This is a genomic window from Shewanella sp. SR1 (genome assembly GCF_020447145.1).
Taxonomy (GTDB): domain Bacteria; phylum Pseudomonadota; class Gammaproteobacteria; order Enterobacterales; family Shewanellaceae; genus Shewanella; species Shewanella baltica.
This window is the reverse complement of record NZ_JAJAEF010000006.1, coordinates 38,859-54,097: the sequence shown is the minus strand read 5'-3', so window position 1 is coordinate 54,097 and position 15,239 is coordinate 38,859. Positions and strand designations below refer to the sequence as shown.

Sequence of the window (15,239 nt, the reverse complement as noted above, 5' to 3'; positions counted from 1 at the left end):
CAGCATTTGTCGTTAGTATTCAAGTGTTAGCCTTATCGAAAAACGTTATCGGCATGTTCACTTGAGTAATGGTTAAGCGATGAACTCTATGCGGGAACTTTTATGGCGTTAAATGGTGTTGCGGTTCTTTTAGTTGAAGATGATCCGGTGTTTCGGCAGATTGTCGCAAGCTTTCTTGATACTAGAGGCGCGCAAGTCACGCAAGCCTGTGACGGTGAAGAAGGATTATCACTTTTTAAATCGCAGCACTTTGATGTTGTTCTTGCAGACTTAAGCATGCCTAAGCTTGGCGGGCTTGACATGCTTAAGGAAATGACAAGGTTAGCGCCGCTAGTCCCTTCTGTTGTGATCTCGGGTAATAATGTCATGGCTGACGTTGTTGAGGCATTACGGATTGGCGCCAGTGATTATCTCGTTAAACCAGTATCCGATTTATTCATCATTGAACAAGCGATTAAACAAAGCCTCCATAGTTCCTACATTGATGATACTCAAGCTGCCGATTTTGAAGCCCTATCCCATCAAGAGTTAAGCGATAATCTCGCTTTGCTCGAACAGAGTGTTGCTGCCGCAAAGCAAGTGCAGCAACAATTATTCCCCGCTTCAAACATAAGCTATCCGGCGGCTAAGGTTGACTACAGTCTGTATAAAAATAGTGACATTAGCAGTTACTTTATTGATTCAACTATGGTCGGCACTGATCACTTGATCATGTACATGGCGCATTTATATCCTGAAGATAATCGTGCGGCTTTTGCTTGCGTTCTACTGAGAAGTTTTGTTAATCAGAAACTTAAAGATTTTCGAAATGGCCAGAGTCAAAGCATTATTGAACCATTCAATATGATGAGCTACTTGAATGAACGTTTAGTCAAGTCGGGTCTCGATATCAAAGCGGATATGATTTATGTCTCTATTGAGCTGACAAAGTACCGTGCTGCTATCGCGCAAGCTGGGAAGGGGCTGCGTTGCTATTTGCGTAATGACGAGGGATTAAGCCCGCTAGCACTCTCAGAGAGCCTTCAGTTGGGTGTATTAGATTGGGGTAAGCCGAGTATTCAGTTCCGCAGTCTTTTACCGCAAGAGCAGTTATGTATTGCGACCAGTGAGCCGGAACATAAACAAGCTTTGCTTGAGAATAAGTTTAAGGGATTGGTTTACGATGCAGCAATGCCCGAAGGTGGTTTCCTACAGTTGAGTCTTTAGTTCGTCGCTAACGTAATTATGAAGTCAGTATTCAGTTTAAACACGACACAACGAAAAACGCCTTACTATTGCTAGTAAGGCGTTTTTGTTTTTACAGTCGAATAGCTAATTAGCGTTTTATTGCTTCATGCTCAGCAGTTACAGCAATTTCACTTTCTAATATTTCAGCTTCAGTCTGGTGCTTGCTTTCAGCGCCATGCATCCAGTCCACTAATTTATCAGCCATAAAATACAGGATAATGCCTGAAAGAGCTGCTGTGATGGCAATGCCAGAGAAGATCGCCATTGCATTTGCCAGTTGTTCTTCTTTTGCACCGCCATGGCCGATGAATGAGCCAACCACACCGCCAATCTTGTTGGCGGCAGCAACGAATAGGAACCAAGCGCCCATCATCAAAGATGCGATACGCAGTGGAGCCAGTTTAGTCACCATAGACAGACCGATAGGTGATAAGCAAAGCTCACCCATAGTGTGGAAGAAATAAGCGCCCACTAACCACCACATGCTCGATTTAACCGATGCATCACCGCCCATTTGCATTACAGCACCTATCATGAATAGGAAACCGATCGCGAGTAAGAACAGACCAAGCGCAAATTTAACTGGAGAGTTAGGTTCATTCTTACCTAAACGGATCCAGATAGAAGCAATCACTGGTGCAAATAATACGATAAAGATAGCGTTTAATGATTGGAACCATGTTGTTGGGACTTCAAAGCTACCGACCATGCGATCGGTGAACTCGTTAGTGAACAAGTTCATTAAACCGCCAGCTTGTTCGAAACCAGCCCAGAATATAATTGTGAACAAACCCATTACCATGATGACTTTAATACGGTCACGTTCAACTTTGGTCAGAGGTTCTTTACGTACTTCGCCTTTCTCTTCAGCTTTTTGCTTTTCAAGCTTAGCGGCTGGCACTCTTCCGATATCGCCTAAATACTTCTGCGCGAACAAAAATTGGATGATTAAAGAGAAAATCATACCAACACCGGCACAGAAGAAACCTGCTTGCCAGTTGTTAACAAACACTTCTTGTCCGTCAACGATAGTAGCGTGTCCGAAGCTTGTATAAGCCCAAGCCACAATAAAGCCTGACAGCGCAGCACCTAAGTTGATGCCCATGTAGAAAATGGTAAATGCACCATCACGACGGTGATCGCCTTCTTCGTAGAGATCACCCACCATAGTGGAGATGTTTGGCTTGAATAAACCGTTACCCAGAATGAGAGTACCCAGACCAATATAGAATACAGTTGTCTCTAAACCTGGGATCCAACTGTGCGGCGCGGCAAGTAAGAATTGACCCGCAGCCATTAATGCACCACCAAAATAAATGGCTTTACGTTGACCCAGTACGTTATCGGCTAACCATCCGCCGATAAGTGGCGTTAAGTAGACTAACCCTGTGAAGGTACCGTAAAGCGATAATGCTTCTGCTTGAGTCCAACCTAGACCATGCCCGCCATCACTCTGCACTTTATCGACTAGATAAAGTACCAAAATGGCGCGCATTGCATAATAACTAAAACGTTCCCAAAGTTCTGTTGTAAACAGCAGGAACAATCCCTTAGGATGCCCAAGCATCGTTCCTTGTGGTTTTGCTACGCTCATGAAGTCTTCCACCTTAAGCTCGTGATTGCCTGTGGGCCCCTGAAACAGGATGATGTCACCACAGAAAAATGGTTGTTGCTCGTCCCAATATCGCCTGCAGGTTTAATCAGCAATCAATTAACACGAATGCATTCTTTAATTGTTGAATAACTGCTAGTTACGTATGGGTTATTGTTACGTTCTTATAATAAAAGTAATGTTTTTAGCTGTAAAATGAGTATTTTCGCTAAAACCCACCTTATATACCCCTTAAAAGCAACCAAAGTCAATTTTGGTAAGCTAAGTGGTGACATTATCAGCAATATAGTGTTGCCGTGTTTTTAGATGTGCTTTCACTAATGTATATGGGCATTGTATGTATACCGAGCGAGAGGCTGGAATAGGCGAAAAACTACTTCCATCGACTTAAGCATCTTTGCTATGATTGCGGCCCGTGAACGGACGTCACTTATAATAGGGTAGTGAGATTAGCGTATGAAGGCATGGTACCTTTTGTATTGTAAGCCTCGTAGTGAAGCGAGAGCACAACAGAACTTAGCACTTCAAAATTTAGAGACGTATTTGCCAATGGTCTCTGAAGAGAAATCTCAACGCGGACGTAAACAGATCAGTCGTGTTCCATTATTTCCTAACTATTTATTCATCAATTTTGACCCAAGCCAGACGAGCGTTAGGCAGGTCCACTCTACTCGTGGTGTAAATCGAATCGTTAATTGTCAAGAAAAAATGACGCCCATTGACGACAGAGTTATCCATGCCATTCGCATGAAAGAATTAACGCCTGCCCAAACGGTATTAGCCGAAGCATTAGAGCTAAAAACTGGGGAAAAAATTCGTTTTACAGATGGACCGTTTGTTGATCTAGAAGGTATTTTTCAAGAAAAATGCCCAAACAAGCGTTGTCACATATTATTTAACATAATGGGTCAAGTGAAAACTGTTACTGTACCTGAGGAAAGCATCAAACGAGTCCGCGTTTAATTGTCCAATACAAGCATATTTGTAAGAATAGCTCTAATGGTTTTGTAAGATATTAGCCATTCTAAAAGCCTGTGAAATTTTCATATTAGCGATATTGCTCGTATAGCTGACTTTAAAACCACTTAAAATCAAGTGGTTAAAATTATGGGGGTGATGTTTCCCTATTTTTTAACTTAACGGACTAAAATGTTCTTTGGCAGTATTCGGTTTGAGTATTAAGTGTTCTATTGAAACTTGATATTTAGAGTAAAATCTCGAATTCGAAAATGAGACCTATAATAGGTTTTATTTTAATTGTGCACCAAGCTTCAAAGTGCTGCAGTAGCGTTGGTCAGTTTGAGTTGGTATAGCGAGCGTGTCTTATGCACTTAAGCCTTTTGATAGATTTAGCGTAGACATGTAAAGCTTTAATTGTATGTAAAAATAAGAATTTCGCATCGCGAAGGGCAATATAGAAGCCGCAATCTATGGGCGGTAGCGTGTCTGAAAGGCATCGAATGAATAGTTTCATGCGTTAAGCGAACGCCGAAGGCCTCTGGCCGCCACGCGGATCGGTAGTGTGTCTAAAACGTGAATAGCTGCAGGTTTAGTGGCCGAACGAGAGGCTGAAATGCCCCAGTGGTTCTTAGTCGTATTGCTCCGCAGTTAAAGTTGACGAGCTTTGTTGCTGCGGAATGATTTTCTGGAACTTGTTTTCCAGCGATCGAAGCGTTTTGTAAGTGAAATATTGTGTAAACGACGTACTTTGTTTTTAGTCGCACTGCGACGCCTTGTTTTCAACCAATCGGAGATATCTGGTGTTACAACAAATCAAACAATTCATCATAGTAGGCCTTATTGCCACGATATTGATGGGCGTTCAGGCTCATGCCGTTACGCCATCTCCACAAATGATTGAGCAGTTTAAGCAATTACCAAAATCTGAACAGGCAAGGCTTGCTAAGCAGTATGGTATTGATCCGAGTCTACTGACGGGGACTCAGGCCCAAAATCAGCTTTCTAATCCTGAAGTGGTAGGCACTAGAGATATTAACGCTAGAGATAATAATGCCAGAGATGAAGATGGGCGAGGTACCGATAACCGTAAAAAAACTGCTAAATCAGAATTAGATTTCTCTGAAGATTCCAGTAAAGGTCAATTACGCCGTTTCGGTTATGAGATGTTTGCTGGTGAGCCATCGACCTTTGCTCCAGTATCAGATGTTCCAGTTCCAGGCGAATATCTTGTTGGTCCAGGGGACAACATCAAAGTTCAGCTGTATGGTAAAGATAACAAGGAATATGATCTTGTTATTAACCGAGAAGGTGTTATTCAGTTCCCTGAGTTAGGTCCTATCCCTGTAATGGGACTCAGTTTTTCTGAGCTTCGAGACTCTTTGTCGCAAAGAATTAAGCAACAAATGATAGGTATTGAATCTAATATTACTATGGGTGAGTTGCGTTCTATCCGCATTTTTGTTGCTGGCGATGCCTATAAACCAGGTTCATATACGGTTTCTAGTTTATCAACAATAACACAGGCTCTGTTTGTCGCCGGTGGTGTGAATGAGATTGGTTCTTTACGCAACGTTCAACTAAAGCGTAACGGTAAACTTATTGGTACTTTAGATCTTTACGATTTGCTAATGCGCGGCGATGCTTCTGGTGATTTGCGACTCCATTCTGGTGATGTTGTATTTATCCCTTCAATTGGTGGTCTTGTCAGTGTTACTGGCGAAGTAAGACGTCCTGCTATCTACGAGCTTAAACATAATGAAAGCATGGCTGATGTTATCGCTATGGCTGCTGGGCTGAATGCGGGTGCATATCCGAGAAGCAGTTCCATAGAACGTTACAACAGTAAATCATTGAAAACAATTGTTAATGTGGATTTGACGACTGAGCAAGGCAAAAATACTTTGGCGAAAGCGGGGGACGTTGTTCGAGTTAAAAGTGCAACCGAACAGTATGAAAGTGCAATTACAGTCGCAGGCGCCGTTGTTAGACCTGGAAAATATCAATGGTTTGCTGGGCAAAAAATTAGTGATGTATTGCCTTCACTTTGGGGCGACTTAGCGGTTTCTGCAGATCTTGATTACGCTATTGTCATTCGTGAAGTAAATCAGTATGGCGATATTGAAGTACATCAATTTTCGCCAGGAAAAGCGATAGTAGCAAAAGAACCTAGTCAAAATTTAAGCCTAAATGCTCGTGATAAAATTCTTATTTTTAGCTTCTCTGATGATATACAAAATCGTTATGAATTGAATAAGCTTGTGAAGGAGCGAGTTGAAAAAGTTACGTCTTTAAACACGAATAACCTATTAGGTTCTGATTTGTTCAAAGCTGGATTCGTCCAGCTTGATAAGTCTAACTTAACGCAACGTTCTGAACTTGCTGGTGTAGTAATCGCGGATAAAGAAGAGGCTGAAGAAGCTGAAGTAGTAAAAGGCGTAGTCAATAAAATGTTGGCTAATCTTTTTGAAGATACAGATCTTCTTAAACTCAGTAATCAAATGGGGCGCCAAGAATTACTCTACCCTGTGATGGTTAAATTGAATAGCCAAGGGCGAGCTGGCTCAGGTATTCAAATCGTTGCGATTGATGGGCAAGTACGAGAGCCTGGTGTCTACCCGCTGACGGTAGGTGCTCGTGTAAATGATCTTGTAATCGCTGCTGGTGGATTAAAAGAAGGTGCCTATACCGCAAGAGCTGAGCTCACAACTACCTTTACTGATATCAAAGGTTCAAGCATTGAACATCATAATATTGATTTAACTCAGGCAATGCAGGGTATTGATGATGCCAATGTTCGGTTAACTGGCCGTGACATGTTAACTGTGATGACAACACCGGATTGGCAAGAAACCAAGGTTGTAGAAATCAGAGGCGAAGTGAAATTCCCTGGACGTTATAACATTCGCCGTGGTGAAACTTTAAATGACTTGCTCACCAGAGTGGGAGGATTTACTGAATATGCCTATTTGCCTTCTGCAGTATTTGTGCGCGAATCAGTTCGTAAGCAAGAGCAAATTGAAATTAAAAAGCTAGCAGATCAACTTCGTCGAGACCTCGCTACGCGAGGAGTGTCAAAGGATGGGACTGTTGTAAATTATGCCGATGCACAATTGATGTTGGCTGATTTAGAAAATATTAAAGCGGTTGGTCGTTTAGTTGTTGATTTATCTGCGATTTCATTAGGTATTGAACAAGCAGATCTTCAGCTTGAAGATGCTGATATTCTCTATGTTCCATCGACTAAGCAAACCCTTGCAGTTATGGGAGAAGTGCAAAATCCTGCTACTCATCGCTTTAAAGATGGCTTAACGGTAGAACAATATGTGGCTATGTCTGGTGGTGAGCGTAAACGAGCTGATGAAGGACGAACTTATGTTATTAAAGCTAATGGTTCAGTATACATTCCAAGTCATTCGAGTTGGTTTAGCAGTGAAGATCAGCTTCAAGCCGGAGACACTATAATCGTCCCATTGGATACAGAATACAAAGACAGCTTAAGTCTATGGAGTCAAATTACAGGGATCATCTACAACACCGCTGTCGCATTATCTGCGATATCTAATATGTAAGCTTAAATCTGTATTAGTTAATGGGTTTAAGCTTTGTGTGGGATAAATAAACGCTTTACTGACGTAATACCTGAAGCTAAATAGTAGGCTTGTTTGAGTATATGCCAACTTCTTAAATGGCTTACGTCGGTGAAGCGTTTTCCCTAAGTATCTATTCAGTCGTAATTAATCATCTACACTTTGCATAGAGAGACAATTCGTTAATGTCCACTATTTCAGAATACAAAACAGATGCAACTTTCTCACACGTCTCCGTTGCTAATGATGAAATTGATTTGCGTGAGCTTTTTTCTGTTATTTGGCAGGGGAAATGGTTAATTATTGCGATTACAGTTGTATTCGCAATTGGTGCGGTTATTTTTGCTATAAAACAACCTAATATCTATAAATCCGAAGCTTTATTAGCCCCTGCATCTGAAGAGCAAGGCGGTGGTTTAAGTGGATTAGCATCGCAGTTTGGCGGCTTAGCCAGCTTAGCTGGGGTAAATTTAGGTGCTAAGGGCGGTACGGATAAAACAGAGCTCGCCATCCAAGTATTGAAATCCCGCCAATTTACCAGTGATTTTATTCAGAGACACAATATCCTCGCCGATTTAATGGCCGCCGAAAAATGGGACATGGATGCTGATAAATTAATTTATGATCCTGAACTTTACAATGAAAAAACCAGTACTTGGGTACGTGAAGCTAAAGCGCCATTTAAACCAGAGCCTTCAATGCAGGAGGCATTTAAAGCATTCAGCAAAATTATTGCCGTTAATAAAGCCAAAGAAACTGGAATGGTCACTATTTCAGTTGAGCATTTGTCACCATCAGTTGCTCAACAATGGGTTGCTTGGTTAATACAAGATATTAATAAAGTGATGAAGGAGCGTGATGTTGCAGAAGCAAACCGCAGCAGTGAGTTTTTAAATAAACAAATTGCTTTAACTAATGTGGCAGATATTCGAACCATTTTGTATAAGCTAGTAGAAGAACAAGCGAAAACCATCATGTTTGCCGAAGTGCGTGATGAGTATGTCTTTAAAACTATTGACCCTGCATTAATACCTGAAGAAAAGGCAAAACCTAAACGCGCTCTAATTTGCGTATTAGGTACACTGCTTGGCGGTATGTTAGGGGTAATGCTGGTGCTCGTAAGGCATTTTATGAGAAAGGACGCTTCGCTATAGGACGCTCGCAGGCTAGCTCTAGAATCTAGAAGGAGCCGCTATTGAGCGACACTCTGCTTTTTCTAGCAGGGCGCAGCCCGCTCTAGCCGCGAAGCGTCCTAGACTTTAGCACCTTTTTTAAGGGCCTATTGGGACTTCTACATTTAAATAAAAAGTAGATAAACAGTAAAACCTAGGGTTTACAAGGGATGGCGCTTACTTAGACCCGAATTCAACTCCGAAATGCAGCTGTCTCAAAATGGATAAAAGTGTCTCAGTGTGATGGAGAATCTGAAATAACAACAATAAATCACCAAACAATAGGAATTGGACTAAATTTCTTTATTGTGTGAGTTATTAGGTAACAGCACTCCACTAGGAACCATAAATCAGCTATTGAATAATGTAATGTACGGTTTTAGATTCCCGCGGAAAGTTGAGAAATTAAAAACTCTACAATTTAAGTAGAGTTATCACTTGAGGTTGTTTTAAATGAAAAAGTTAATTTGTGTTTTTATTGCAGTAGGTACCCTTTTAGGGTGTAACAATAAAGATGAAGTAAGATTAACAACAGAGTTGAATCAGACTATAAGCATATATTCTGGTTCAAAGAGTAATTTTGATAGAGCGTATATGTTAGCTAACGCATTTTCATCAAATGATGCAGTTTCTATATTGGCGATAGGAACTGATGAAGAAGAATTTACTTATACATCGAAATCTGGTGCTGAAATAAAAGTAGTTCCTAATTTGCATAGTGATTTCTCACAACTTAGTCAGTTAATTGTTGAAAACTCATCAGATGACAAAAAGTTTAATCTCTTTATTAGTTCGATGGATGTTGAACGTAACAGTTTATTATCAGATGAAGCGTTTTCTATTGTTGATGAAATATATGTGGTTATTGAAGGTACTGCCTCATTAGGAAGTTCAGGTGAGTTATTGGACAGCGCTAAAACTTTCTACCAACAAGCAATTAAAAATGGTGTGAAATCAGTTGAGTATGTAGTTTGGGACTCTATAAAAGAAGATCTTCTAATGAAAGAGGGCGGGATAGGCTTACTGGCTGAAGCAGGTATAGGCTTTCACTTTGTGAGTTTTAATGAAATGAAAGAGAAGATAGATATTTTGGGAGTGGATGGAGGACTTATATCTGCAGCTATATATACAGGAGCCATAAGCAAATCTATTGTAGGTAAGCAGATCTTCGAAAAAAGCATAACTTATAGTGAAGATAAAGATACGGTCGTACTATTTGGAAGTTACACGAGGGACGAGCCCAAAGTTTCATATGTAAATCAAATTAATATACTAGATAAAATTGAAAGCATCTCTAATTTGGATAAATATAATGTTGTATTCAAGGGGCATCCGCGCGAAGTCGCTGTTAATGATTGGATAGCTGATAACTCAAAAAGTATTTCCTATTTCTTAAGTTTTCCATATGAAATTTGGCAAGTATTAGGTCAGGGTACTTATGTTTACCAGTTTGATAATATCGAATACAGTATGTACTTACCAAGGGAACCATCGCAGATTTATAGTGTGTTTAGTTCTACTTTATACGGTGAAGATGTAAGTAAAATTAGAGCTATATTGGGTTACAATAAATTGGATGAACTAGATAATATAACAAATCATATGCATGATGTTGGTGTTGGTGATGTCGATGAATATGAACGATGGAGTAGGCTCACCGAAAACAGTAATGTTCCCTTTATTTTCACATATGATTTTATTCAGAATTAACTTTTTTATGGAAATTCAACTTTATGGTTTTTCGAGCCTTATATGGGTTGCCTGTAGTTGTTTGTAGCCGATATTGCCCTGTCTGGATTATGGTTTGGGATTTAGGCTAGGGATTGAAAAATATTAAGTATATCCAAAAAATAATGATTTTATTGTTATATTTAGATAAGGGCATAAAATAATGAAAGTAAAAAAAGTGCTGACAATTTTTGGTACAAGACCTGAAGCGATTAAGATGGCTCCTCTTGTTCATGCATTAGCCGCAGATGATCGCTTTGAAGCTAAGGTCTGCGTAACTGCTCAGCATCGTGAAATGTTAGATCAAGTTTTGTCATTATTCGAAATCACTCCTGATTATGATTTGAATCTAATGAAAGCTGGTCAAACGCTTAACGATATAACCTCGCGTATTCTGCTTGAGTTAAAACCGGTTCTGCAAGAATTTAAACCTGATGTCGTCCTCGTTCATGGTGATACCGCCACAACTTTTGCTTCAAGTCTCGCCGCTTATTACGAACAAATAGCAGTAGGTCATGTTGAAGCTGGTTTACGTACGGGTAATATTTATTCTCCTTGGCCAGAAGAAGCGAATAGAAAATTAACGGGCGCTTTAGCAACATATCATTTTGCACCGACAGAAACTTCTAAAGGTAACTTGCTAAAAGAAAACTATGCTGAAGCAAATGTAGTCGTTACAGGTAATACTGTAATAGATGCATTATTAATGGTTAAAGCTAAAATTGAACAAAATAATGATCTTAAGGATAGCCTTGCAGCACAGTTTCCTTTTTTGGACGAGAATAAAAAACTTATTTTAGTAACTGGTCATCGCCGTGAAAGCTTTGGCGGCGGTTTTGAGCGAATTTGTGACGCCTTAGCTATTACCGCTAAAGCTAATCCCGAGGTACAAATTCTTTACCCAATGCACTTAAACCCTAATGTGCGTGAGCCGGTAAACCGCATATTAGGTGGCATTGAAAACATCATCTTAATCGAGCCACAGGAATACCTGTCGTTTATTTATCTTATGATGCGCAGCTATATTATCTTGACAGACTCAGGTGGTATTCAAGAAGAGGCTCCATCACTCGGTAAACCTGTATTGGTTATGCGTGATAGAACTGAGCGACCTGAAGCGGTAGCAGCAGGAACGGTAAAATTAGTGGGAACAGATGTAGATAAAATCGTATCAGCGCTTACTGTGTTACTCAATGATGTTGATGCCTATAAAGAAATGAGTTTTGCCCATAATCCCTATGGGGATGGTAACTCCTGTAAAAAAATCTTAGAGATATTAGTAAAATGAAGACAATTCTAGTCACTGGCGGCGCCGGTTTTATTGGCTCCGCAGTCGTTCGTCATATCATCAATAACACTCAAGATAGTGTAATTAACGTTGATAAACTGACTTATGCAGGCAATTTAGAATCACTAGTAAGCGTGGTGGCAAGTGAACGTTACGCATTTGAGCAAGTCGATATTTGTGACCGCGCGCAACTGGATAGAGTATTTTCACAACACCAACCAGATGCAGTCATGCATTTGGCTGCAGAGTCCCATGTTGACCGTTCAATTACCGGCCCTGCAGATTTTATTCAAACCAATATTGTTGGTACTTACACGCTACTCGAAGCGGCTCGCAACTACTGGATGCAACTTGATGCTGTGCGAAAGTCTGCTTTTCGTTTCCACCATATCTCAACCGATGAAGTATATGGTGATTTGCCACACCCAGATGAAATCATGGTGGACACTAATCACGATTCACCAATAACAAGTAAGATGCACTTGCCGCTGTTTACTGAAAGCACGCCTTATGCGCCTAGTAGCCCTTATTCTGCTTCTAAAGCATCAAGCGATCATTTAGTACGTGCATGGCTACGTACCTATGGTTTTCCGACGATTGTGACCAACTGCTCCAACAACTATGGTCCTTATCACTTTCCTGAAAAGTTGATCCCATTGGTAATTCTCAATGCACTCGAAGGTAAGCCATTACCTATTTATGGTAAAGGCGATCAGATCCGCGATTGGCTATATGTCGAAGACCATGCTCGCGCACTCTATAAAGTAGTTACCGAGGGAAAAATTAGTGAAACTTACAATATTGGTGGCCATAACGAAAAGCAGAACTTAGAAGTGGTTCAAACCATTTGTAGCATATTGGACTCATTAGTCCCTAAAGCTACTCCTTATGCAGATCAAATTACCTATGTAACTGATAGACCTGGCCATGATCGACGTTATGCAATTGATGCGAGCAAAATGAGTGCTGAGCTTGATTGGCAGCCACAAGAAACCTTTGAAACCGGTCTGCGTAAAACCGTTGAGTGGTATTTAGTTAACCAAGAATGGTGTAAGCATGTCCAAGATGGTACTTATCAGCGAGAGCGTTTAGGTATCTAATCACATATATCACTTTATTAACTGCTTTTATTTATTCAAACCTCAAGCCTTATTGATCTAGGAATGTATTTTCAAATGAAAGGAATTATTTTAGCCGGCGGTTCTGGTACGCGTTTATATCCACTAACCCGTGGTGTTTCTAAGCAACTGTTGCCAATTTATGATAAGCCGATGATTTACTATCCTTTATCCACGCTTATGTTAGCTGGCATTCGGGATATATTAATTATTACCACTCCTGAAGATAACGATAGCTTTAAACGCCTATTAGGTGATGGTTCTGATTTTGGTATTCGCTTGCAATATGCGGTACAACTCAGTCCCGATGGCTTAGCACAGGCTTTTATCATCGGTGAAAAATTTATTGGTGATTCAAATGTTTGCTTAGTGCTTGGTGATAATATTTTTTATGGACAATCTTTTTCCAAGACTCTTAAAAATGCAGCTACCCGCCCGACAGGTGCTACTGTTTTTGGATATCAAGTGAAAGACCCTGAACGTTTTGGTGTCGTGGAGTTTGATGCAGATATGAAGGCGATTTCTATTGAAGAAAAGCCTACCAAACCTAAGTCAAACTATGCGGTTACCGGACTGTATTTTTACGACAATAAAGTGGTGGAATTAGCGAAGCAGGTTAAGCCTTCACACCGTGGTGAGCTTGAGATCACCACTCTAAATGAGATGTATCTCAAAGCTGGTGAGTTAAATGTCGAGCTGCTCGGTCGTGGTTTTGCTTGGTTAGATACAGGTACTCATGAGAGTTTGCATGAAGCTTCATCTTTTGTGCAAACAATTGAACATGTCCAAGGATTAAAGGTGGCATGTTTAGAAGAAATTGCTTACCGAAATGGTTGGTTAACCAGTGATGATTTACATGAACTTGCTAAGCCGATGCTGAAAAATGAGTATGGACAGTATTTGGCACGACTAGTGTGAGTGGTTAGTTGTGAATTGTTGATGATGAGTGAAGCGCCAATAACCAATAACCAATAACTAATAACTAATAACTAATATCGAATACTTATGAAATTCCTTATAACCGGAAGCAATGGTCAAGTTGGTAGCTGCCTTGTTAAGCAATTAAGTCTGATCCCAGAGATTGAATTTCTGGCGGTTGATCGTGCTCAATTAGATATAACCGACGGTGCAGCTGTCGCCAAGTTAGTCAATGACTTTAAACCCGATGCAATAATCAATGCGGCGGCGTATACCGCAGTTGATAAAGCAGAGCAAGAAGTCGAACTTTCATATGCCATTAACCGTGATGGTCCACAATTTTTAGCCCAAGCTGCTAATAGTGTTGGTGCAACCATACTACATATTTCAACTGACTATGTATTTGCAGGCGATAAAGTTGGTGAGTATGTTGAAACTGATGATGTTGCACCGCAAGGAATATATGGTAAAAGCAAACTCGCTGGCGAACTTGCTGTTGCTGCAGCGTGCCCGCGACATATCATCCTGCGTACAGCCTGGGTGTTTTGCGAAACAGGCAATAACTTTGTAAAAACCATGCTGCGTTTAGCGCACACCCGTGATGAGCTTGGCGTAGTCGTCGACCAGTTCGGTGGTCCCACCTATGCCGGTGATATTGCTAATGCCTTAATCGTCATGGCTAAAGCTATAAGCAATGGCAATCAAGCTTTTGGTATTTATCATTACTCAGGCCTGTCCCATGTAAACTGGTGTCAATTTGCTTGTGAGATTTTCAAGCAAGCCAAGTCACAAGCTTTACTCGATAAAGAAATACATGTTAAAGCTATTACTAGTGAACAGTACCCAACACCTGCGAAGCGTCCGGAAAACTCGAAATTGGATTGCAATAAGATTCTACAACACTTTGGTATTCAAGCGAGTGATTGGCGAGCTGCATTGAATAATTTGAATGGTTATTTATGAGAGATTGTGCGTAATGTTTGTTGGCAACAGTTTAAAGCTCATAATTAAACCCCATCATTCAACACTCAGTACTTATTACTCCGTAACTTAACACTCATAAATCTCGAGAAAAACATGAACATCATTGACACTAAGATCCCTGACGTAAAAATTATTGAACCCAAAGTTTTTGGCGATGAACGCGGTTTCTTTTTTGAGAGTTTTAACCAACAGTTATTTGAAGCTGCAGTCGGCTATCCAGTCAATTTTGTCCAAGATAATCATTCAAAATCGAGCAAAGGAGTCTTGCGCGGCCTGCATTATCAACTGCCGCCTTATGCACAAGGTAAATTAGTGCGCTGTGTGGTGGGTGAGGTGTTCGATGTGGCTGTGGATATCCGTAAAAGCTCGCCAACCTTTGGTCAGTGGGTGGGAGTTCATCTTTCTGCAGAAAATAAGCGCCAATTTTGGATTCCAGAGGGATTTGCGCATGGCTTTATCACCTTAAGCGAGACTGCAGAGTTTTTGTATAAGACCACTAACTACTATGCGCCGCAGAATGAGGGCTGTTTAGCATGGAATGATACCGAAGTTAATATTGCTTGGCCTACTAAGGATGTGTTGCTTTCTGGCAAAGATCAGCAAGGCTTGGCATTATCCGATTATATCAATAAAGGTGTTGCATAA

11 protein-coding genes are annotated in these 15,239 nt (G+C 40.6%); 10 read left to right on the top strand and 1 reads right to left on the bottom strand.

What is annotated here, in order from left to right; all coding sequences use genetic code 11:
• The first annotated feature begins 102 nt into the window (after window positions 1-102).
• Complete coding sequence (locus tag KV201_RS07165) at window positions 103-1,206, top strand: response regulator (RefSeq protein WP_012089690.1); 1,104 nt, start codon at window positions 103-105, stop codon at window positions 1,204-1,206.
• A 109-nt stretch (window positions 1,207-1,315) separates the two neighbouring features.
• Here the strand turns inward: KV201_RS07165 and KV201_RS07160 are convergent, their stop codons facing one another.
• Entirely contained in the window at window positions 1,316-2,821 is a 1,506-nt protein-coding gene (locus tag KV201_RS07160; protein ID WP_012587236.1) for a peptide MFS transporter, read from the bottom strand.
• A 474-nt stretch (window positions 2,822-3,295) separates the two neighbouring features.
• Here KV201_RS07160 and rfaH point away from each other — a divergent pair, with 474 nt between their 5' ends.
• The 9 genes from rfaH (at window position 3,296) to rfbC (ending at window position 15,239) form a co-directional block, all read left to right on the top strand.
• The gene (rfaH, locus tag KV201_RS07155) at window positions 3,296-3,802 is read left to right on the top strand and encodes a transcription/translation regulatory transformer protein RfaH (protein ID WP_226058932.1); all 507 of its coding nucleotides are present in this window, start codon (window positions 3,296-3,298) and stop codon (window positions 3,800-3,802) included.
• Between the two features lie 797 nt (window positions 3,803-4,599).
• Complete coding sequence (locus KV201_RS07150; RefSeq protein ID WP_226058931.1) at window positions 4,600-7,368, top strand: SLBB domain-containing protein; 2,769 nt, start codon at window positions 4,600-4,602, stop codon at window positions 7,366-7,368.
• A gap of 203 nt (window positions 7,369-7,571) precedes the next feature.
• Entirely contained in the window at window positions 7,572-8,540 is a 969-nt protein-coding gene (locus KV201_RS07145; RefSeq protein ID WP_226058930.1) for a Wzz/FepE/Etk N-terminal domain-containing protein, read from the top strand.
• 471 nt (window positions 8,541-9,011) lie between these two features.
• Complete coding sequence (locus KV201_RS07140; RefSeq protein ID WP_226058929.1) at window positions 9,012-10,268, top strand: hypothetical protein; 1,257 nt, start codon at window positions 9,012-9,014, stop codon at window positions 10,266-10,268.
• Window positions 10,269-10,449: 181 nt separating this feature from the next.
• The gene (gene wecB / locus KV201_RS07135) at window positions 10,450-11,574 is read left to right on the top strand and encodes a non-hydrolyzing UDP-N-acetylglucosamine 2-epimerase (RefSeq protein WP_226058928.1); all 1,125 of its coding nucleotides are present in this window, start codon (window positions 10,450-10,452) and stop codon (window positions 11,572-11,574) included.
• The gene (gene rfbB, locus KV201_RS07130) at window positions 11,571-12,674 is read left to right on the top strand and encodes a dTDP-glucose 4,6-dehydratase (protein WP_226058927.1); all 1,104 of its coding nucleotides are present in this window, start codon (window positions 11,571-11,573) and stop codon (window positions 12,672-12,674) included. The genes wecB and rfbB overlap by 4 nt, the downstream gene beginning before the upstream one ends.
• 75 nt (window positions 12,675-12,749) lie before the next feature.
• A complete protein-coding gene (gene rfbA, locus KV201_RS07125; protein ID WP_226058926.1) occupies window positions 12,750-13,610 on the top strand; it encodes a glucose-1-phosphate thymidylyltransferase RfbA in 861 nt (286 codons plus the stop codon).
• Between the two features lie 87 nt (window positions 13,611-13,697).
• A complete protein-coding gene (gene rfbD, locus KV201_RS07120; RefSeq protein ID WP_226058925.1) occupies window positions 13,698-14,573 on the top strand; it encodes a dTDP-4-dehydrorhamnose reductase in 876 nt (291 codons plus the stop codon).
• A 114-nt stretch (window positions 14,574-14,687) separates the two neighbouring features.
• A complete protein-coding gene (gene rfbC / locus KV201_RS07115) occupies window positions 14,688-15,239 on the top strand; it encodes a dTDP-4-dehydrorhamnose 3,5-epimerase (RefSeq protein WP_226058924.1) in 552 nt (183 codons plus the stop codon).